The organism is Microvirga sp. GN3 (genome assembly GCF_055792825.1).
This window is the reverse complement of record NZ_JBVVAK010000137.1, coordinates 1-20,173: the sequence shown is the minus strand read 5'-3', so window position 1 is coordinate 20,173 and position 20,173 is coordinate 1. Positions and strand designations below refer to the sequence as shown.

General features: G+C 61.7%; 20 protein-coding genes and 3 pseudogenes. 15 read left to right on the top strand and 8 right to left on the bottom strand.

From position 1 onward, the window contains the following. Positions 1 to 718: 718 nt before the first annotated feature. Both ACS5Q1_RS37265 and ACS5Q1_RS37260 read left to right on the top strand, forming a co-directional pair. Entirely contained in the window at positions 719 to 1,369 is a 651-nt protein-coding gene (locus ACS5Q1_RS37265) for a DUF6781 family protein (RefSeq protein ID WP_473102974.1), read from the top strand. A gap of 8 nt (positions 1,370 to 1,377) precedes the next feature. Further along, on the top strand, positions 1,378 to 3,054 hold the full coding sequence (locus tag ACS5Q1_RS37260; protein WP_473102973.1) for an ABC1 kinase family protein: 1,677 nt from the start codon (positions 1,378 to 1,380) through the stop codon (positions 3,052 to 3,054). Positions 3,055 to 3,218: 164 nt separating this feature from the next. Here ACS5Q1_RS37260 and ACS5Q1_RS37255 read toward each other — a convergent pair whose 3' ends face one another. Further along, a complete protein-coding gene (locus tag ACS5Q1_RS37255; protein WP_473102975.1) occupies positions 3,219 to 3,299 on the bottom strand; it encodes a hypothetical protein in 81 nt (26 codons plus the stop codon). On the opposite strand from ACS5Q1_RS37255, the gene ACS5Q1_RS37250 reads away from it, so the two are divergent. The 5 genes from ACS5Q1_RS37250 (at position 3,298) to ACS5Q1_RS37230 (ending at position 7,201) form a co-directional block, all read left to right on the top strand. Next, the gene (locus tag ACS5Q1_RS37250) at positions 3,298 to 3,513 is read left to right on the top strand and encodes a hypothetical protein (RefSeq protein ID WP_473102976.1); all 216 of its coding nucleotides are present in this window, start codon (positions 3,298 to 3,300) and stop codon (positions 3,511 to 3,513) included. The genes ACS5Q1_RS37255 and ACS5Q1_RS37250 overlap by 2 nt on opposite strands. 172 nt (positions 3,514 to 3,685) lie before the next feature. Further along, positions 3,686 to 4,057, top strand: coding sequence for a hypothetical protein (locus ACS5Q1_RS37245; protein WP_051454528.1), 372 nt, complete (start codon positions 3,686 to 3,688; stop codon positions 4,055 to 4,057). Between the two features lie 228 nt (positions 4,058 to 4,285). Beyond that, positions 4,286 to 5,494, top strand: coding sequence for a PLP-dependent transferase (locus ACS5Q1_RS37240; RefSeq protein WP_036349780.1), 1,209 nt, complete (start codon positions 4,286 to 4,288; stop codon positions 5,492 to 5,494). An 845-nt stretch (positions 5,495 to 6,339) separates the two neighbouring features. Beyond that, positions 6,340 to 6,657 carry a hypothetical protein gene (locus tag ACS5Q1_RS37235; RefSeq protein ID WP_473102972.1) on the top strand — a complete coding sequence of 106 codons (318 nt, stop codon included), beginning with the start codon at positions 6,340 to 6,342 and terminating at the stop codon, positions 6,655 to 6,657. 250 nt (positions 6,658 to 6,907) lie between these two features. Further along, positions 6,908 to 7,201 (top strand): helix-turn-helix domain-containing protein, encoded by a 294-nt coding sequence (locus ACS5Q1_RS37230; protein WP_473102971.1) that lies wholly within the window; start codon positions 6,908 to 6,910, stop codon positions 7,199 to 7,201. A gap of 303 nt (positions 7,202 to 7,504) precedes the next feature. Here the strand turns inward: ACS5Q1_RS37230 and ACS5Q1_RS37225 are convergent, their stop codons facing one another. After that, positions 7,505 to 8,659, bottom strand: coding sequence for an adenylate/guanylate cyclase domain-containing protein (locus ACS5Q1_RS37225; protein ID WP_473102970.1), 1,155 nt, complete (start codon positions 8,657 to 8,659; stop codon positions 7,505 to 7,507). A 165-nt stretch (positions 8,660 to 8,824) separates the two neighbouring features. Between ACS5Q1_RS37225 and ACS5Q1_RS37220 the strand changes: the two genes are divergently transcribed. From ACS5Q1_RS37220 to ACS5Q1_RS37210, 3 genes are all read left to right on the top strand, one after another. Continuing rightward, a complete protein-coding gene (locus ACS5Q1_RS37220) occupies positions 8,825 to 9,271 on the top strand; it encodes an SRPBCC family protein (RefSeq protein WP_473102969.1) in 447 nt (148 codons plus the stop codon). Positions 9,272 to 9,612: 341 nt separating this feature from the next. After that, on the top strand, positions 9,613 to 9,888 hold the full coding sequence (locus tag ACS5Q1_RS37215) for an HGGxSTG domain-containing protein (RefSeq protein WP_473102968.1): 276 nt from the start codon (positions 9,613 to 9,615) through the stop codon (positions 9,886 to 9,888). A 317-nt stretch (positions 9,889 to 10,205) separates the two neighbouring features. After that, the gene (locus tag ACS5Q1_RS37210) at positions 10,206 to 11,540 is read left to right on the top strand and encodes an IS5 family transposase (RefSeq protein ID WP_473102967.1); all 1,335 of its coding nucleotides are present in this window, start codon (positions 10,206 to 10,208) and stop codon (positions 11,538 to 11,540) included. A 209-nt stretch (positions 11,541 to 11,749) separates the two neighbouring features. Here ACS5Q1_RS37210 and ACS5Q1_RS37205 read toward each other — a convergent pair whose 3' ends face one another. Continuing rightward, positions 11,750 to 11,944: a hypothetical protein gene (locus tag ACS5Q1_RS37205; RefSeq protein WP_473102966.1), complete on the bottom strand. Its 195-nt coding sequence runs from the start codon at positions 11,942 to 11,944 to the stop codon at positions 11,750 to 11,752. 451 nt (positions 11,945 to 12,395) lie between these two features. Between ACS5Q1_RS37205 and ACS5Q1_RS37200 the strand changes: the two genes are divergently transcribed. Then, the gene (locus ACS5Q1_RS37200) at positions 12,396 to 13,157 is read left to right on the top strand and encodes an aldo/keto reductase (RefSeq protein ID WP_473102965.1); all 762 of its coding nucleotides are present in this window, start codon (positions 12,396 to 12,398) and stop codon (positions 13,155 to 13,157) included. A gap of 382 nt (positions 13,158 to 13,539) precedes the next feature. Here the strand turns inward: ACS5Q1_RS37200 and ACS5Q1_RS37195 are convergent. Both ACS5Q1_RS37195 and ACS5Q1_RS37190 read right to left on the bottom strand, forming a co-directional pair. After that, positions 13,540 to 13,665 (bottom strand): annotated as a pseudogene (locus ACS5Q1_RS37195) (IS110 family RNA-guided transposase); the annotation flags it as partial. A 160-nt stretch (positions 13,666 to 13,825) separates the two neighbouring features. Beyond that, positions 13,826 to 14,053, bottom strand: coding sequence for a hypothetical protein (locus tag ACS5Q1_RS37190; protein ID WP_473102964.1), 228 nt, complete (start codon positions 14,051 to 14,053; stop codon positions 13,826 to 13,828). Positions 14,054 to 14,416: 363 nt separating this feature from the next. Between ACS5Q1_RS37190 and ACS5Q1_RS37185 the strand changes: the two genes are divergently transcribed. Further along, positions 14,417 to 14,638, top strand: a complete 222-nt coding sequence (locus ACS5Q1_RS37185; protein ID WP_473102963.1) for a hypothetical protein — start codon at positions 14,417 to 14,419, stop codon at positions 14,636 to 14,638. Between the two features lie 773 nt (positions 14,639 to 15,411). Here ACS5Q1_RS37185 and ACS5Q1_RS37180 read toward each other — a convergent pair. Further along, positions 15,412 to 16,378: pseudogene (locus ACS5Q1_RS37180) on the bottom strand (IS5 family transposase). 160 nt (positions 16,379 to 16,538) lie between these two features. After that, complete coding sequence (locus ACS5Q1_RS37175) at positions 16,539 to 16,892, bottom strand: hypothetical protein (RefSeq protein WP_473102962.1); 354 nt, start codon at positions 16,890 to 16,892, stop codon at positions 16,539 to 16,541. A gap of 260 nt (positions 16,893 to 17,152) precedes the next feature. Between ACS5Q1_RS37175 and ACS5Q1_RS37170 the strand changes: the two are divergent. From ACS5Q1_RS37170 to ACS5Q1_RS37160, 3 genes and pseudogenes are all read left to right on the top strand, one after another. Beyond that, a pseudogene (locus ACS5Q1_RS37170) lies at positions 17,153 to 17,626 on the top strand (IS6 family transposase); the annotation flags it as partial. Positions 17,627 to 17,747: 121 nt separating this feature from the next. Beyond that, positions 17,748 to 18,782 carry an IS481 family transposase gene (locus tag ACS5Q1_RS37165; RefSeq protein ID WP_473102961.1) on the top strand — a complete coding sequence of 345 codons (1,035 nt, stop codon included), beginning with the start codon at positions 17,748 to 17,750 and terminating at the stop codon, positions 18,780 to 18,782. Positions 18,783 to 18,826: 44 nt separating this feature from the next. Beyond that, positions 18,827 to 19,351: a heparin lyase I family protein gene (locus ACS5Q1_RS37160; RefSeq protein WP_473102960.1), complete on the top strand. Its 525-nt coding sequence runs from the start codon at positions 18,827 to 18,829 to the stop codon at positions 19,349 to 19,351. An 8-nt stretch (positions 19,352 to 19,359) separates the two neighbouring features. Here the strand turns inward: ACS5Q1_RS37160 and ACS5Q1_RS37155 are convergent, their stop codons facing one another. Next, a complete protein-coding gene (locus ACS5Q1_RS37155) occupies positions 19,360 to 19,584 on the bottom strand; it encodes a hypothetical protein (RefSeq protein WP_473102959.1) in 225 nt (74 codons plus the stop codon). Positions 19,585 to 20,173 lie beyond the last annotated feature (589 nt).

Below are 20,173 nucleotides of genomic sequence, written 5' to 3'. Positions count from 1 at the left end.
ACAAGGACATCCTCGATCATTGCTGTGACGCGTGGAACAGGCTCACCGAGCAGCCCTGGACGATTATGTCCATCGGCTTGCGCGACTGGGCACACGGGTTCTGATCACCAGGACGTGGTATTAGCTATCATTGCTCGATGAAAATCCTCTGCCCCCGGCATTGATCACCACCTGTCACGGTGCCTGGTGGCATCCCCCGTGCAATGATTGCTCCGTTTACCCAGGAGGCGAGCGCGGATGCGGCTTGAGGGTGATCGAAAAGCGCATGTCGCAATCCTTTTTTCGGCACAGGATTTGGCAGAGGGTTTTGGCGACAACCTCACAATACCTGTCCGGGGTGGAGTTGGTATCGATGCCAATCGGAAGGCAGCGGAACATCAATTCCCTTCCGAACACCACGTTGCAGGAGAGCATGAGGTTTCGCGGGGCAGGCAGTGAGAGGGCTGCCTCCGGGAGGCTGCAAGCAAACCAAATCGTCCGCGGTGCAATGGCAGCTAAGGCTACGGGCGATGTTGTTGCCCCACGTTTCCTTATGCTCTCCATGCATCCGGAGGACCTCCGATCCTGATCAGCGGCACATGAGTGACATCGCCGGCTCGTGCGGCTTTGCTTACCCCTCGGATTTGCGACTCAAGCCAGATCCCAATATTAGCTGTAGGACTGTGCCCCCGCTTCAGGGCAGGCGCAATTTGCGCTAAGCTCGTGATCCCCATCAGTCATGGAGCAGCGCATGGCGGAACCAAACATGGGACCGGGAGAGGGGCCGCTCCTCGGAACAGACGACGATCAAGCAATCCGACAACAGGTCAGAGCCCTGGCGGGCCAGGTTCTGCAGCAAGGCCGCGTCGATCCAGAAGCCCTCCGGGAAGTTGTTCGCACCGTGACCGGTCGGAGGGGGAGCCCTATGCCTGCTGACACCGCCGAGGCCCGCGCGATGTTCGCCGATGCCGTGCGGGACCTCGACCAAGCGCTTCTGGACGCCGCGAACGCGGCGCACGACGCTCTCCAACAACTCTCGTCACGCGGCAAGGATTTCACCACCAATGACCTAAAGGAGGCACTCGTCGGCCTGAGGAGCCTGGAAGAGGCCTATGTAGCGGCAGCGCAGCACATTGCCGAGGCCATGAACGGCAACCTGCGTCGAGAGATGACGGAGCTGGCAGACCACGCGCAAGAGGTCGGTGCGGAGGCGAGGGTTCGGCTCGCTGGCATGATGAGCGAGTTTGCCAGCCGAATGGGTGAAAGCGCGACCTCCGGACTGGAGACGATGCGGGGGACGAGCATTCGCATGGCGCTCCTTGGCAGTGGCGTGCTGGCTGGCGTCGCCGATGCCCTGCGCGACCTCTCCGAAGCCAAGAAGGCAAAATAGGCGAACCTGTGTTCAACGGCGTCCGCGACCTGCCCCGTTTGCGCGAGATCAGCTCGGTCCTCATTCGGCACGGGCTGGGCGACCTCGTTCGTCGCACCGGCACCGCCACACTCCTCGAACGCGCCGGGCAGCTTCTGCACTGGAGCGAAGCCGATAATGTCGCGCAGCTTGAACCGCAGCGGCGTGTGCGGCTCGCATTCGAGGAGCTTGGGCCAACCTTCGTCAAGCTCGGCCAGATGCTGTCGACCCGAGAAGACCTTTTGCCAGTGGCTTGGACGACTGAGCTCGCCCACCTGCATAACCGCGTGCCGCCGGTGCCCTTTGACGAGCTCCTACCCCAGATCGAGCAGGCACTCGGCTGTTCGCCGTTTGAAGTGTTTGGCAATCTTGAGCGCGAACCGTTTGCTGCCGCCTCGATCGCTCAGGTGCATCGGGCCCAACTTGCCAATGGCACACCCGTGATCTTGAAAATTCGCCGTCCTGGCATCGCGGCGAAGATCGAGGCCGACCTTAGAATCCTCGGCTACCTCGCCCGTTTTGCCGAGCGCGAGCTCCCCGAGGCGCGGCACTACCGCCCCGTCCAAGTGGTGGACCAACTGCGCCGCTCGCTCGGGCGCGAGCTTGATCTTGCCGTGGAGGCCCGTAACACGGAACGCTTCGCACGCAACTTCGCCGAGGATCCCGATGTCCTGATCCCCCAGGTGTACTGGACCTGGACCAGCAGCGTGATGAATGTCCAGGAGCAGATCGTGGGGATTCCCGGCACCGATTTAGCCGGGATCGAGGCCGCCGGCCTCGACCGGGCGGTGCTCGCGGCGCGGGGGGGCGACGTGGTCCTCAAGATGATCCTGGTGGACGGCTTCTTCCACGCCGATCCGCACCCGGGCAACGTGGTGTATCTGCCCGGCAACCGCATCGCGTTGATCGACTTCGGCATGGTCGGGCGCCTGTCCCCCGCACGACGAAATCAGGTTGTCAATCTGCTGGCGGGGCTCGCGCGTCATGACGAGCACGCCATGCTCGACGTATTCCTCGACTGGCGCGGCAGTGATTCCGTGGACGAGGCCAGGCTTGCCGACGATCTCGGCGAGCTCGCCTTCGATTTTGCCGACGTCCCATTGAAGGATCTGAAGATTGGCGTGCTGCTGCACAGAGTGTCAGCGATCCTTCGGGAGCACGCGATTGTGCTGCCGGCCGATCTCACCCTTCTCTTCAAGGCCTTCATCAGCCTTGAAGGGCTTGGCCGCCAGTACGATCCAGGGTTCCGGCTGATTGAACGTGCGAAGCCTTTTCTCGAGCATGCCATGCGGGAGCGCTATCAACCAACGGAAGCGATGCGCCGCGGCCAATCGACGATCAGCGACTTTTGGAGCCTCCTCACGGCGATGCCACGCGATGTCGCGCGGCTGATCAAAGACGCCCGTCAGGGGCGGATGCGGATCGAACTCGACCTCAAGCGCCTTGACAGTTTTGGCGATCGGCTCGACAGCGCCATCGATCGCGTCACCGTTGGCGTGATGACGGCATCGCTGGTGATTGGGTCCTCGATTGTGATGACGGTGCCAGGCGGACCGACCGTCTTTGGTCTGTCGCTCCTCACCCTGTTCGGATTGGCTGGGTACGTGATCGCCTTCATCAACAGCCTCTGGATCATTCTCTCGATTTGGCGCTCTGGTCGACGCTGATGACTAAAGCGCATTGCGGATCAGTGTAGAGCATAGTCGGCATGCCTGAGGCACCGTCAACTTAAGCAAGTTGGAGCGATTTGAGTGCATCACGCTCGCCTCTAAACCATTGAAAGTACGTAGCCCGCGCCGACCAGAAACCGTCACAAAGCACGCAAAATCCGTTAAGTTGACGATGCCCAGGCGAGCCCGGTCCGCTCGATGACGAGCGGTCGAACGCCACGGCGGCTCAGGAAATAGGCCATGGAGGCACCGATCACGCCTCCGCCGCAAATCAGGACCCGCATCGGCTCGCCTCTTGCCATCGCCAATCGTGCGATGCGGAGCGTAACTCCTACCAATCAACAGGTCCACGTGGCGAGACGGTCAGGCCTCATGAAGGGCGAGTTCGCCCTCCCGGTAGACGTGTTCAACCGCATGATCCGGGTCGCCAAACTGATCTCCCTTCGGACCGCTTGAACTCCGTCAGGGCGTGCCCCGTTTGGCTCCGCGATGCTTTTCTGCACCACCGCTGCTGTTCGGTCAGAGCCCCATCCGCCCCGGCGCAGCTCGAGCTGTCTCTCTGGCGAATGCCGAATGAAGGCGTATGATGAGGGAAGAATAGCCCCTAACTCTCTAAGGGAAGGTCCTGATGATGCACACCGTTGCCGGCCTGTTCGAGAGCCCCCGCACAGCCGACCTGGTGGTCGAGCACTTGGTCCAGGAGTACGGCATTCCACGCGAGCGCGTGCGTGTTTACGGCCGGGATGCCAGCGGCGCGGCCGAGGCCCGTTCGCCGCAGGACAGCGACCAGGAAGCCTCGCTGTCCGACCTCGGTCTTCCCGAAGAGAAGGTTCGTGCCTATGCCGAGGGCATTGGGTCTGGCGCCGTTCTCGTAGCGGCGCAGGTCGAACCCCATCGGGTTCAGCGCATCGTGGCGGCCTATCAGGAATACGGCGTGGCGGACATCGATACCAACGAGGCCGAGTGGCGCGGCACGAGCTCGGGCGACGCTGTAGACTGAGGCATTATCCCTACGACCACTTCCAACCTGAGGTCCCGATCAGACGTCGCGTGACATCCAGGCCTGATTGAATCGACTGCCCCGCTCTCGGTTCGGTCCTGCTGAGCGGCATGGTTGAGACCGCGATTGCTTCAGTTCAGCAAGTCTCTGCGACCTGTCGCGGTTTGCTCCCGAGCCGATGGAGCTGCTAACAAGCTATCAATATCCGTGCCGATGAGGAGCAGCCGAATGGGCGATCAGAAGTCCATGAGCCATGAAGCAACCCTCTCCCTCCATGCGGGTGCAGGACCGCGGAGCATCGGCGCACCCGCATCCTCCCCGCCGGTGATGGCGACCAGCTTCTTCACCCATCCGGACGCCGTCGGCTTCTCGGCCAATGACCTGGATGAGGCCGCGCCGCATTTCTACACCCGCTGGAGCAACCCGACCCTTGAGCTGCTGGAGAGCCGCCTGGCCGCTCTCGATGCTGGGGAGGCGGCACTGAGCTTCGCCAGCGGCATGGCGGCCATCAGCGCCCTGTTCCTCGACCGTCTGACAAGCGGCGATCATCTGGTGCTGTCCAATGTATGTTATGCGGGCGTCGCGGAACTCGCCCATGACATCCTGCCCAAGCACGGCATCATCGTCACTCCGGTCGATACCTCGAGCCTTGAGGCCGTAGCCGCAGCGATGCGGCCGAACACCAAGCTCGTTCACATCGAAACGCCGGCCAACCCGATCCTGCGGCTGGCCGACATCGCGGCCATCGCTGCGATTGCTCATGCCGGCGGAGCCGAGCTCTCCGTCGATGCGACCATTGCCACGCCGCTCGGCACGAAGCCGCTGGTGCTTGGTGCCGACTATGTGGTGCATTCTTTGACGAAATACATCTGTGGGCATGGCGACGCCCTCGGCGGGGCCGTGATCGGACGCCAGGAGCGGCTCGCGGTGCTGCGCAAGGATAGCCTCATTCATCTGGGTGGGTCGCTGTCTCCCTTCGCCGCCTGGCTGATCCTGCGTGGCATGGAAACCCTGGCGCCGCGCATGGCCATGCACGAGGCGAACGCCCGCCGGGTCGAGGTCTTCCTCGCCGCTCACCTGAAGGTGCAGTCGGTGTTCTGGCCGGGCTCTCCCCGTCATCCGCAACACGATCTGGCGGTGCGCCAAATGCGCAACTTCTCCGGCCTGTTGGCTTTCACGGCAAAAGGTGAGGGCGGGGCATTGGCGCGCCAGTTGGCCGAGCGGCTGCGGGTCGTCTCGTATGCGGTCTCCCTGGGCAAGACCAAGAGCCTGCTGTTTTACATCCCCACCGATGACATCCTGCGATCCTCGTTCCACCTGGAGGGGGAGGGGGCTCGCTCCTACCGCGACTGGGCGGCCGATGGGGTGTTCCGCTTCTCCGTCGGGCTGGAGGACCCAAACGACCTCATCGCTGACCTGGAGCAGGCCCTGGGGTGAGGCTGCTAATGGCAGCATCGCCACGCTGGTGATGGGTTCAAGGCCAATGTGGTCACGTCTGAGTCTCCCTTTGCTGACCTTGGTCGGTTTTCCGCCTTTTCTTCGGGAACATCTCCTGTTTAGCTTGGTGGATGAAACCCCATACCTCCGCCGTCGCCCCACTCTCCAGTGTCAACCATCGGATGAACCGGCTCCTGGCGGCGCTCGAGCCTGACGACTTCGCGGCGCTGGAGCCGCACCTGCACGGGGTCAGCCTGCAGCAGGATCAGGTGCTGTACGGGCACCGTCAACTTAACACTTTTATATGCTCTTCCCGGTGTTTAGGTCCGGAGCAGGCCACGCATTTTCAATAGCTTAGACCGGTCGCAGAATAGCTGAGAACAGCGGAAAACGGCCTTTACTCAGTTAAGTTGACGGTGCCCGGCAGATCTGTGAAACCGGCAAGGTCGGCAAGACACCCCATTCTGCTGAGCCCGTCGCGCCAGCTCGGCCCCTCGACGCTTACCCGTTTCGAAAGGCGTCCAGGCGGGTTCGAGATCCCAAGGCCGTGAAAGGCAAGGGGAAGCGGACCATGCCGAAGCCCGAGCTAGAACTGACTTCGGACGGGTTCGTGAAGTGGTGGAAATGACCTCCCAACCCACCGGAACCAGGAGCACTTGGAGCCTCTGACCACGGTGTGACGAACTCCCTCCACGCTTGGATCAGAGCGGCCGAATGCCCATATAAAGCCTATGCCGCACAAGGAATCTTCCCCCAGAACCCTCGACCTGTTCGAGGTCACAATCACCGTCCCGACCCCGTCAGAGGCGGGATCAGCCTTTGCCCAATCATCGGGGCTTGCCAGCTTGTCTGACGTTCAATTGGCAACGCGCCTTGGGCAGCTTGTGGAGGAGGTGCGAGGCCGTCTTGAAGCTGGAAGGAGGCAGCGGCCGGAACTGACCGCGGCGGTGCGCCAAGCCCGCTTATCCCTCGATCGGCTTGCTCCTCAACCTGCCAAGCAAGACAGGCGTCGTGGATCCAGCAAGTCCCTGCCGCCTCTGCAGGAGGGGCAACGCAAGGCTGTGCGGGCCGCTCTTGTGGCCGGGGTCGCTCCGGGTCAGGTCGCCAAGCACTTTGGCCTGTCACTCGCAGCCGTCCGCAGGGTGCTCGACGAGGCAGGGTAGGGTCTCTGAAGGTGAGGGCACAGTAGTGCTGACAAGTCTGGACAGGAGTCTGCAGATCCTCTTCATGCCTGTCCTCAGTCCCCGCTCTGTTACGCGAGCATCATCATCTTATTTCCTGACAGGGATAGGCGCTACGACTGCACAAGAGGCTGGGAGCTGGCACCGCGTCGCAATCAGACGTATGTCAGCTCTCCATCCGCCATTGGCGTAGTCAGTGACGCAGGATCCTGCTCGTTGCGAGAAGCACGCCATGGACGATGATGACTTCGAGCAGTTGATTGCCAGCTTGGGCGAGGTTCTCGCCTTCACAGACGAGGGTGAGAGCTTGGGCGGCGGCCTGAGGCTGCCCTCCGCCATTGACGCAGCGGCGATCCGCAAGAAGACTGGCCTGTCTCAAGCTGCTTTTGCTCGACGGATCGGGGTTCCCGTGGCAACCATCCGGAACTGGGAGCAGGGCAGGCGGTCGCCTCAGGGACCAGCGCGGGTGCTGCTGGCGCTGCTCGATCGCAACCCACGGATCGTGGAGGAGACGTTAGGACGCTGACTGCTGCGCCTGACCAGCGGTTCTTTAACCTGCCGCAGTCTACCGAGCTCTTGAAGGAACGCCCAAGGTTGTGGCCCTGATGCTCGCGCAGCCGGGATTTCCTCGCACACGCTCGCTAGACGCACCTGCGGATGCATAGGGGGTCTGTAAGGGTGCGATCAGGTCTAAGTGCTACCCTAACATGTCGAGGTTGTAGGCGGGACCTGACGGCTCCGTTGGAGCGTACCGGGCGGCTGCCAAAACCAATGGCTTACACATGATCCACCGTCCTGATGGGGCCCCAGCCTCCCCGGCTTACATCAGTCAGGCACCTGGTGACGTTGTCTGAATGCCGGCCGACGCGGCTCCTTCGTCCGGCAGAGTGAAGACCGCGCAGGGCGTAGCGATACCGCGCAATACGTGCTCGCCCAAAGGGATCAACGCCATTGTCGTCTCCGCCGCGACCGCGCCCGAGATCAGCACGCTCCGACCGAGGGGCCTGCACAGCCCTTCGAGGCGGCAAACTAGGTTGACGGCAGGGCCGATCGCGGTGAAATCCAACCGGTCAGCGGCGCCGATATTGCCCCACAGCATTTTGCCGAGATGCAAGGCTATGCCGAAGGGGAGGGGCGGCAGGTCTTGGCGGCCGCGTGCCTGGTCGAGGTGGGCCATGCCCGCCCGGGCCGCGCTGACGGAGCGCAGCGCGGCGTCGCAGGCGTCAGATGGGGCCCGTTGGCCGACCGGAAAGATCGCCAACACGCCGTCGCCAGTGAACTTCAGCACTTCGCCGCCGAAGGCGTGAACGGCGCCGGCGATGCGGTCGAACCAAGCGTCGAGCGCGGCGACCACCGCCTCCGGCGCCAACGTCTCTGACAGCGCGGTAAAGCCGCGGAGATCGCCATAGAGCAGGACCGCGCGGATGGTCTCGCCAGTCCCGCGCCGCAATCGCCCGGCCAGCACCTGCGCCGCACTGCGTCGGCCGAGATAGGCCTCGAGCAGCGCCGCGAGGGTCGACCGCGTGGCAAGAACGGCGAGCGGCGCTGCAGCAAAACGCGCCGCCTGATGCAACAGCCCGGCTTCGGCCTCGGTGAGAGGCCGCAAGACAGCCCAGCCCAACACCGGGCTGGTCGAGGCTGGGCTGTCCGGCCTCAGGCCGTCTGGTGCCGGGCCGGCGACACCTTCGACCACTATTCCAGTGCCAAGCCCAACGAGCCAGTCGCGGCCGGCATTTCCCTGCTCAGACCCGGCCGGGCCAAGGGACCCGAAGCCAAGCGCCTCGATCACCGCTCCCGTTTCCGCCCGCCACAACCAGGTGCGGCGGGCGATGATCGGATGTGGGACCGCCAGCGTCAGCGCACCGCCAGCGAGCGGTAAGCCATCGGCGGTTAACTGCGCGCCGAGGGCCGCCAGGAAGTTGTCGGCGCCAGGCACGGTGCTAGCCGCGTCGATCAGCCAGGTGAGGGCAGAGGGCAGTCGCATGCAAGAGATCATGGACTTGCGGCCGGCGCCTGTCATCGCCGTATTGTTACGAACAGTAGATTGCTTGCACGAGAGGACAATTGCACTACGAATAGAGAGCGCCGCGCCGGTCTCAACCGCTGGCCGACGTGAATATCGCTTCGTTGTTGCCGAAGGAAGCCTCCGATGACGGAACTGCTGGTGGTCCGACGGGAGATCCAGATTGCGGCACCGCCCGCGACCGTCTTCGCCTTCCTCACCGATCCGGAAAAGATCCTGCGCTGGATGGGCACGGAGGCGACAGTGGAGCCGCATCCCGGCGGCCTCTACCTCGTCAACGTCAGCGGCAAAGACATCGCCCGCGGGCAGTTCACTGAAGTTATTCCAATCCACCGCCTCGCCTACAGCTTTGGCTGGGAGGGGCGCGACAGGACGCCACCGGGGTCGAGCCTGATCGAGATCGACCTGATCGACCAGGTGGGCGGGACGCTGTTGCGCATGACCCATAGCGGTCTGCCCGACGCGGAGGCCTGCGCCAGCCACGAGCAGGGCTGGACCCATTATCTTGGAAGGCTGGCCGTGGCCGCCGCCGGCGGCGACCCGGGACCCGACACGCCGCGCAAATCGGGATGATGGCGTTGCAACGAGCGCGCCTGTTCGCAAGTGGTTGGGCGTTCTGCCGGATCGTTTGCAAGCGGTGTTTGCGGGCAAGGACGGGCTGCCGGAGGGATGATTGACACCTAAGTATCTGGCCCCGTGATGGTCTGCTTCTGATGCTGTGGACGGCTCCCATCCCACGGTGAGGTAGCATGGCTGCATTGAGCAGCCAGCGACACAGGAGCAGCCCATGAGCACGGTCACCACTATCGGTCTGGGCATCCGACCCAAATTGAAGTCCTCGCCAAGTTGCGACGGGGCGGCCGTCAATCACCCTGGAGGGGGCGGGGTTATCATCGGAAATCAAAATCAACCCCATGCAACAGGAGACACGGGAGCCCTTGTCGTTGCGGCTGGTGCCCCGGTGCTGTGCCAGGACCCAGAGTGGGAAGCCGTGCCAGTCTCCACAGGTGAACGGAAAGTCCCGCTGTAGGATGCATAGAGGCACCAAGGGGAGCGGTGCCCCTAAGGGTCGGGAGAATGGGCGTTATCAGCATGGCATGTTCACCTGCGAGGCAATCAAGCGTCGTCGCGAAACCCGTGCCCTGATTTCGGAGATGCAGGCTTTCGCGGACCGCATCCTTCAAGCCTGACTTGAGACATAAAGAAAAAGCGCCCCTCGCGAGAAGGGCGCTTTAGGGCCTGGCCCGTAGGGGCAGAAGAGAGCCAGAGACGCATCAACGTACGAGCCGGATCTTCGTTCCACAGAATGGTCTAATAATCCTCGAAGCTAGGTCGTCGTCCGTGAAGAATCCCGATCTCATTGGGACGATTGAGAGATCCGGCGAGTTGGAGAATTTGATTTTGCAGGATTGTGGGGCGGCAACGGTGGATTTCCTGCGTTTTCCGTTGCCGCTCCGGCCCAGGATCTGATTCAATCAGGAGCACTCCACCCGGCCGGAGTTGCGCCATGTCGACGCCGAAAGACGAGCGCCAGAAGGATCTGTTCCGCCCCGCCCTGGACAGCATCATCGACCTGCATCATCCCCTGGTGTTGCTGGCCCAGCGCATCGACTGGACCTTCCTCGAACGCCGGCTCGGTGGCGTCTACAGGCCAGGACCCGGCCAGCCGCCCTTGCCGGTGCGGCTGATCGCCGGCCTGATGATCCTCAAACACATGGACAGCTTGTCCGACGAGGCGCTGTGCGCCCGCTTCCTCGACAGCCCTTACGTGCAGTTCTTCTGTGGCGAGGTCAGCTTCCGCCATGATCTGCCGTTTGACCGCTCCTCCTTGACGCGCTGGCGCCAGCGATTGGGCGAGGTGCATCTGACCGCCCTGCTGCAGGAAAGCCTCTCCGTGGCGCATCAGACCGGAGCTCTGGCGACCAGGGATCTCGAGCGGGTCGCCGTCGACACCACGGTTCAGCCCAAGGCGGTGGCTTATCCCACCGATGCCCGCCTGATGCACCGGGCGCTGATCAAACTCGTGGGTCTCGCCAGGCGGTGTGGCGTCAGACTGCGCCAGAGCTCTCGAAGAGTGGCCAAGCACGCCTTGATCCGGATCGGCCGCTATCAGCATGCGCATCAGTTCAAGCGGGCGAACCGCGAGCTGCGGTTTCTGCGCGCCCGGCTCGGCCGGGTGATCCGGGACGTGCGCCGCAAGATCCACGGCGATGCGGCTTTGGAGGAACGCTTTGAGCCGCTGCTTTCCCTGGCGATCAGGGTTCGGCAGCAGACCCAGCGCCAACGCGAGCCCAAGGTCTACGCCCTGCATGCACCGGAGGTGGAGTGCATCGGCAAGGGTAAGGCCCGGACACCCTACGAGTTCGGCTGCAAGGTCAGCATCGCCACTCCGGTCACAAAGCCCAAGGGCGGTCAGTTCGTCCTCCATGCCCGGGCTTTGCACGGCAATCCGTATGATGGTCACACGCTGGCGGCCGCGGTGGCCGATGTGGCGGCGATGACCGGGGTTGCGGTCAAACGCACGCATGTGGACAAGGGCTATCGCGGGCACAATCACCCGAACCGCTTCCAGGTCTGGATCTCGGGCCAGGTGCGCCGGACCACGGCCGCCCTGAAACGTGAGATGAAACGGCGAGCGGCGATCGAGCCGGTGATCGGCCACCTGAAGGCCGAGCACCGGATGGGGCGCAATCATTTGAAAGGCCAGGAGGGCGACCGCATCAACGCCGTACTGGCGGCGGTCGGCTACAACTTCTCGCTCCTGCTGCGATGGCTGGCAGCGATTTTATGTGCCCTTGTCCTGGTGCTGCTCGGATATGCTCCATCGCCTCAACGCGCGTGACTCAAGCCGATAGAATATTCTTCACGGACGACACCATAAGGAATTGTGGGGCAACAATTCCGCCCGTAGTCCCGGCTCTTTTGCGCTGCCGTCGACCGGGCCTGATCACCTCCTTCCAAAGGAGCCCTCTCACTGCCCGCCCCATAGAGCCTCATGCTCCTATTAGGCACGAGCCGTCCCAAGTGAACGTCGTGGCCTGATAGCGCCGGTCAGGGTTTATCGATGAGCCGCTTGATCTCGAAGATCACGCCGATCAGGAAGATTGTGAACACGATGCCGCCGAAGATCGTCGAGATGACGCTCCCGCTGACATTGGGGTTGTGCGCCACCGCGACCATGAACAGGAATAGCGGCAGGACCACGGTAGTGCCACCCAGCAGAATGAGAATGCGTGTCGTGCTCATGTCCCCAACCCCTCCAATCATTGCGGGACCGAGTATGCCGAGCACCCTCGCCAATGGCCAGGATTCATTGGGCTGATCCAGGAGAGCATACGAAACCGTGGCGCAGCGAGTTCATCCACGGTCTTGGTTTTCACTGCACTGCTGTCAATCCAGCTTGATCGTGCCCTCGCGGATGCGCCCTCCTACTGACCGCCCCACAGTTCCTCATGCTCTCCGATAAGGAACATTGAATGCACTGAGCAATTGAATGCTTTAGGTGGACACACGTGCCCATGGTCAGTGCCCATCGGGGGCGAAATCCGAACCAATGGATTCTGCAATCCACCTTTCGGCCGGATGCTTCGCGCGATCCCGCGTGATCTGAATTGAAGCGCGAGATTCCGAACACCTCATGGATCGAAGGTCACTGCGCTCACCGAGTCCATGGTGACCCGCAAAGAGGACTGAAGACATGGATCCGAAGACTGAGATAACGCTGCACACCGGCAACAAGATGCCGATCATGGGGCTGGGCACGTGGCAACTGACGGATGATACGGCGGAGACGATCGCGGCGGCCCTAAAGCTCGGCTATCGCATGATAGACACCGCCAGTGACTATGGGACCCAAGCGGGCATCGGGGAGGCATTTCGTCGAAGCGGCATCGAGCGCTCAGCTGTGTACCTGGTCGCGAAGGTGGAAGAAACCGATGATGCCTATGAGGCGGCGCGTCAGAACCTGAGCGAGCTTCAGTTGGATTATGCAGATCTCATGCTCATACACCGTCCGCCACCAACAGGGTCCGGTGAGGAGCTATGGCGTGGCCTACTGCGAGCAAGGGGGAACGGCCTTGCGAGAGACATTGGGGTAAGCAATTATTCGACCGAGCTGATCGACGCCTTGATCAAGGCGACGGGCGAAGTGCCGACCGTCAATCAGATCGAGTGGAGTCCGTTCGGCCATAGCGATGCCATGCTGCACGACGCGACAGAGAAGAAAATCATTATCCAGGCTTATAGCCCCTTAACCCGCACCAAGCGGCTGGACGACCAGAGACTGTCAGGCATCGCTGCGAAATACGGCAAATCTCCGGCCCAGGTCCTGATCCGGTGGAACCTGCAGCGCGGCACGTCCCCATTCCCAAAGCCAATCAACGAAGGCACCTGGAGGAGAACCTTGGTGTTTTCGATTTCGAGATCAGCGAGGAGGATATGGCGGTGCTCACCGGCCTGAATGAGCGCTATTCCTCGCTCGGCACGCTTCCCTATGGGTAAGTAAGTGACCCGTCCGGATCAGGCACGGTCCAGACTCCGCTTATGGCTCTTCTCTATTCGGCGGTTTGAGGTCAAGGCGTTTCGGGCTGTTTTACCGTTCCGGTGTTTGACGTCACTCGCGGGTCTTGCTTCTCTTCGGGATCAGCTCGCGAGCTCTCCCATGATGGGATCAGAAGAATGAGGTGGTTCAATCTGTTGCGCGTTCTGATCGCGCCTGGCGCGACCGACACAAGAGCCCTAGCGAACTCATCTCATCCATCGTCCCGCGAGGGACGTCTCTCCACCGGCTGGCGGATCTCGGCTATCCTTCTGTTCTTGTGACAGGCGGTTGCTGTGAGCGATCAGGCGACTGCCAAGACACCGTCCTTGGTCCAGCGGAACTCGGTCCCATCGCTCCAGAGGCGGTGCATGATCACAGCCAATCGGCGCGCCAGAGCCATGATGGCCTTTTGCAGGCCGCGCCGGCGGGGGCTCTGTTGCATTAACTACGCGAGGCACAATTCGTAGTATGCTTTCCGGTCGCGCTTGCCACTAGATCCTGTGACTTGACAGGTTAATGCAACAGAGCCAAGCGGCTCGCACCCCGAACTGTTCCATACTGGGTGTTATGCGAAATTGCGCGGCCTCTTAGTCCTCGAACGTCTCCATAACGGCATCATAGGCGCGCTGATATCCGCGTTGCCACGCGGCCTTGCGCTCGGGCCGCTTGAAGGGGCAGCGCACCTCGGGAATGAAGCTACTCAGACCCCGCAGATGGTCGCTGAGCTGGACGGATGGGAAAGCATGGAAGCCAGCCATCTCGTCGGCTTCTTCCTGCGCCTTCGCTCGAGCGGCGGCTTCGTCTTTTTTCAGCATCTTTGGATCTCCCGATAGCAGGTTTCATATCGGACAGCCTTCAAAAGGATATCTAGTCCTCGCAAGCCATAGCTCCCGCTAGCCAGTGCTAACTCGTGGATACTGCTCCGGCCGCGTCGAGAGATGGTGTCTATACACCTCAAACGACGCGCCGGCTCCGGAGTCCGTTTCGGAGTCGGCTTACTGAATAATCGCTGGCGGCCGCTCAAAAACGACGGGAAGACTTCGCGAAACCTTCAAAACGCGTTCCATATGGCGCGTTCTGCGAATTCGGGGATTTTGACGCTGGAGGGCAGCGAGGATGACATGATCCAGATCCTGGCCGATGCTTGGGCTGGCCACTCCTGAGAGGAGATCGCGCCGATGAAAACCCTGACGGCCTTCAAGCTCGTTCGCCTGGTTCAGGGCGAGCACCGCACCGAAGCCGAGTTCGAGGGAACCGTAGCCGAAGGTGGACAAGAGATCACTCTGATCCTCAACAACATCGCTGCCCAGGATGTCGATCTGCAGGTCGGCGAGCGCTACACGCTGGATATCCAGCCGTTCTACCCTGAGGAGGGGACTAGCGCCCTGCCTGAGGATTAGTGCCAGGAAGTTAGCCTGCGACCCCGCCATGGCAGCGATGGGATGCCCATCAGGCCCTACGGGTAGGCATCGTTGCAGGTTCTCCTTCCTGCTCGGAGGGCCGCTATAGGCGGGCTCATAGATCCCAATATCCCGCCACAAAAGACCGCTCAAGGCCGAGCAGGTCCGCCTCGTCACGGAGAACCTGCGCCATGTGCAGGATCTCCTGCAAAGTCTCCGCAAAGGCCACGCGGGCTGAGATCGATCCTCTCAGCTTTTCCTATGAGGGGCGTATCGGAATTTCGCAGACGAATTTCTCGCTCCTGTCATCATCCGAGCGCCAGCACTGTCAGGGTGAACAGCCCCAGGAGGAACGCCACCGCTGCGGCACTTAGGACAACCAGGGCGATGTCGGGATGCCTATGGTCCATGAGATGCTCTCCGGTGCTCCATCCAGAAGCATGGCACTATAGATCCCTCTTCCTGAACGGATGCCAAACACTTTGGATGGGGTGGTCTGTTCGGGCGATGGCGCGGTGAGGCTGGAAGCCTCACCGGGATGAGAGCCAAAGGATAAAGAGCCACGCCCAGGCCGCCATGTGGGCACACCAGCACCTGTAGTTGGAATCCCGGCACCCCGGTTGAGACGGCAGGCTCGCATAGCAAGACGAGCCGGTCGGCCGTTGATTCCATGGCCAATTTCCGCAAGAGGCTGCACCGCAAAGAATTCTCTCGATGAAGGACCGTGTTGCACGGATCGGCTTCTGCACACATTGAGGCGCACGAGCCCAACTTCAGGCGATACGGACGGACTTCGGGCGTCCAAGCTCAAGCATGTGGTTCAAGGCATGAACGGCGATGGCGACCTCCGTCGTGCGACGCCGATCCGTCCGCGAGCGCAAGGCGTTCCCGATCACTCGTTTCAACCGGCTGACGGCGGTCTCCACCAGAGCCCGACGCGTGTACCCGGACCGCTTCTGCCAGCCCAAGCGTCCATGCTCGGCAATGCTGTGGAGATGCCGGTCGCGCTGGGTCGGGGCCGTATCCGCTGCATCGCTTAGCACCGCCGTCGATCGCGGTGGAACAATGACCGCAGCATCAGGATGACACTTGGCGACAGTGCTGTAGATGCCCTCCTGATCGTAGGCACCATCGCCGGTGAAGGAGGTGAGTGGACTGGTGATCTGGTCGAGCAAGGGCTCGACCTGCGAGCCATCATCGACATCGCTGGTCGTCAGCTCCGCAGCGAGGATCTATCCAGTCTCGGTGTCAACCCCGATGTGCAGCTTGCGCCCGGCGCGGCGTCTCCGGGTGCCGTGCTTTTTGATCAGCCACTCGCCCGGTCCGCACAGACGCAGGCCTGTGTTGTCCACCAGCAGGTGAATAGGCCCGGTGCATGATGGCAACCGCGGGACCTCCAGGGTTTCGGCGCGGCGGCTCAGGGTCGAATGATCGGGCACCGCCAGATCCAGACCTGGGAGCTGGAGGATCGAGCCGATCAAGCCCTTCGGTCTGACGCAGGGCCAACCGAAACACCGCCCGCAGGGTCAGGGCTGTCCTGATGGCCAAAGCCGAATAGTGTGGCTGACCACCGCGTGTCGTACGAGGCTCGGCGCGCCAGGCGGCGATGGCTTCCTCGGTGAACCACACCGTGAGACTTCTGCGCTGGCGCAGCGCCGCGTCGTACTCCGCCCAATTCGTCACCCGGTACCGCTGCTTGGGGATGCAATGACGGCGGGCGGCATTGGCCTGGAAGGGCATGGCGGGATCTTGGCTCGGAAGCCAATCAGGCCACTATGCTATCCAGCCCGGGTTACTAACTTGCTCATCCATGCAACAAGGCGGCGCTTGTACCGCGATGTCGGAGAGCTCCGAGTTGTCTCGAGCGCCTCCATCGCGTCGGCTGGATCAACGGCGGAGATCAGCCATCCTTCTTGGTAACCAGCGTGAGCGTGCCATTCGGTCCCATGCTGACAACGATGACCTGTGCCGAGGTGAGGCCTTTGGCTTCGAGCTCAGATTTGATTTCAGGGATGGCGTCGATCGAAGCGCGCAACTTTTGAAGATCCGCGTCGCTGCGCCGTGTCACCAGTTCTTTGACCTGCGTCTGTGTGGATTCAGGCAGCTCATTAACATCGACAATATCGATGTTTTGGATCGTCGGTGCGGCGGCCGGAGGCTGCACGGACGGCTGCTGCGTGGATGGCGCTTGCGCGCTGGCCGCCGTGGCGAAGGCGAGAGCAACGCCAGCTGCCAGAATTGCAATCATGCGCATAGGGAACTTTCCTTCCTCGGTTAGCATAGGATCACGAGCGATCATCCCAACACCTCACACGGCGAATACGGTTAGAAGTCGGGCACCGGATGATCACTCTGTGGTTATGTCTGGCCGAAAATGTGAACCTGGAGGGCATCGTCAGGTTAACCGGAGGGTAACCGGATGGCACCGTCAACTTAACGCTTTTACTGGAACTGTCGCAAACCCTTCTATAACTCAGTTCAGTCTATGCCTTCGGCCAACTCCGGAGATGCATGATGTTCAAAGGCCGCCATTTCGATCGCTCGGTGATCCTGCTGTGCGTGAGGTGGTCTCTGGCTTACAGCCTCAGCCTACGGGATCTCGAGGAGATGATGGCCAAGCGAGGCATTGAGGTGGATCACGCTACAGTCGGCCGCTGGGTTGCCCGATACTCGCCCGAGCTTCTCGAGAGGTTCAATCGGCGCAAGCGGCCCGTCTCCAAGAGATGGCACATCGACGAGACTTACATCAGGGTGCGTGGCCGCTGGATGTACTTGTATCGGGCAATCGACAGCAATGGCGACACGGTTGAGTTCTGGTTCAGTGAGCGGCGCAATCTGACTGCGGCCAAGCGCTTCCTGCGCGAGGCGGTCACGCGGCATGGCCGCCCCGAGCGGATCGTGATTGACCGTAGTCAGACCAACCGCGAGGCCATTCTGGCCTGCGATACGACAGACAGGCTCCAGGATCGGTCACGACGCAAACTGAAGCTGAAGTAGTTTGGACTTAATCTGACAGACGGTGTCGTTAGGCTGAGGCATGAGCCGAGGCCGGGCGCGGAGTGGTCGGGGTGCGCAGCGCCCGGCCTCGGCGTTCACAAGGACCACCGCCATGACCAACGAGCAGAAGATCATCCGCACCAAGGTCGACCTGCTGGAATTGGCCAAGCAGCTCGGCCATGTCAGCCAGGCCTGTCCCAGGATGGGCTACTCGCGCGACAGCTTCTACCGCTTCAAGGAGCTCTACGAGACCGGCGGCGAGATGGCCCTGCAGGAGCTGACCCGGCGCAAGCCGCTGCTGGCCAACCGCACGCCACCGGAGGTGGAGGCCGTCATCGTTGAGCTGTCCCTGGAGCAACCCGCCTTCGGTCAGATCCGCCTCGCCAACGAGGTGCGCAAGCACGGCCATTCGATCTCCCCGGCCGGCGTGCGTGGAGTGTGGCAGCGGCATGATCTCGAGACGATGAAGAAGCGGCTCAAAGCCCTGGAAGCCAAGGTTGCGCAGGAGGGCCTGATCCTGACTGAGAGCCAGGTGGCAGCTCTGGAGAAGGCCAAGGCCGAGAAGGATGCTCACGGCGAGTTCGAAAGCGAATGCCCCGGCTATTGTGGAGCGCAAGACACCTTCTACGTCGGCACCATGAAAGGGGTTGGGCGGATCTACCAGCAGACCTTCCTCGACACCTACTCCAAGGTGGCGTTCGCCAAGCTGGATGACCGCAAGACGCCGATCACGGCCGCCGACCTGCTCAACGACCGTGTTCTGCCGCTCTTCGATGCCCACGAGGTGAAGCTGTGTCGGGTGCTCACCGCCCGCGGCACTGAGTACTGCGGCAATCCCGAGCGTCACGAGTACGAGCTGTATATCGCCGTGGAGGATGTGGATCACACCCGCACCAAGACCAAGAGCCCACAAACGAACGGCATCGTGGAGCGCTTCCACAAGACGGTGCTGGATGAGTTCTATCGCGTGACGTTCCGCAAGAAGATCTATGGCTCGATTGCGGAGCTGCAGGTTGATCTCGATGCTTGGGTGGCGAGTTATAATGAAGAGCGGCCACACCAAGGCCGGTGGTGCTTTGGCAAGACGCCGATGCAGACCTTCCTTGATGCAATCCCGTTAGCGAAGGAGAAGATGATCGCAGCTTGAACACACCATCGGACAGATGAGCCCGACCAACTCTCGGACGCCAAATGTCAGATCAAGTTCCAGCTACTACATATGAGTTTTCCTTCTACCTTCCAAAGGACTTCCCGAATATCTACCCGGCCAAGACAGCCCTGGGTCAGTTCCACCAGAAAGGCGTCACAAGCCCGCCTGTGCTGTTTCAGTACGGTATTCCGCGGGGCTCGAATACCTCAAGCTACTACCTCGATCTCAACCAGACTAAGCTTGGACATTTCCCACTGATCAGTGAGCGGAGCCTTCGAGGGCGCTGGCAGGACATCCGTGTTCATGCACGCTGGTCGATGGCCGCAGATGGTTTCATCCGAGTGTATGTCAACGGGCGCCTCACCGCTGACGTGGTGGGCCCAAATACGACGCACGCGAACCCGATCTACTTCAAGTATGGCGTGTATCGTTCCTTCCTGTCGCGATACAAAAGCGCCTATGGGTCATCAGAAGTGCCTGCTCAATCTGCCCTGTTCCGCTCGGTCCACAAAAGTAAGACGATGAGGGGCCTTCTAGGTGCGGCGTCAGAGCCTATGCAGCCCTGACCTGCTCATCATGCGACCTGAAACGTTCGGCGGGCTCTCTCGCGGATCTCGTCCAGCTCGTCTTGCAGGGAATTAAGTTGACCCTCCACCTCCTCGAAGGACGTGCACTCCGGGATGATGAAGAGGCGGCCATCCTCGCCCCGGACGTAGCGGAGAAGGGCAAGTCTGATAGATGCCGGGTTGTCGGGAGTGCCGGGCTGAACGTCCAACTCGAAAGCGCCGAAGACCTGCATGAAGGGGTCTCCTATTCGTCGGAGGCTGGATTATAGGGCGTAGCTGCTTCCGTGCTGAGGCCTGCGAGGTGATTTCTGGACTTGGGAACTGCCGACCGCGTGAGCGCTTCCCTTGAGGAAGCCTTGCATGGAGGGAGAGATGGCCGGCACCCCAAATCCACAAGACCCGAAACCGGATGCCCCCGAGTTGCCAGCTCCATTGCCTGAGCTGCCAGAACTTGACCCCGTTCTGGAAGACGGAACCCCATCGGAGCGTGGGGAGCCCTCGCCCGACGATGTGCCCTATGTTCCGCCTCCAGGAACTCAATGAGGGAATTACCTGACATGTCTGATATTCCGTACCCAGCTACGCCGCAGCCGGACATTCCTGTGCCTCCGCTGCCTGACATACCGATGCCAGTCCCAGAGGTAGAGCCTGATTCTGGCGAGGAGCCAGACCTGCCGCCCGAGCCCTCCGAGCCGCCAGGGGAAGACGTTCCGACGGCCCGACTAGCGCAGCCTCATCCCCGCCCGCGTCAGCGGTAGGAGGGATGTAGTGGAGCGCTGTTGACTGTTAGTGAACCTGCCCGGGGCGGAACAGGATCTTCCA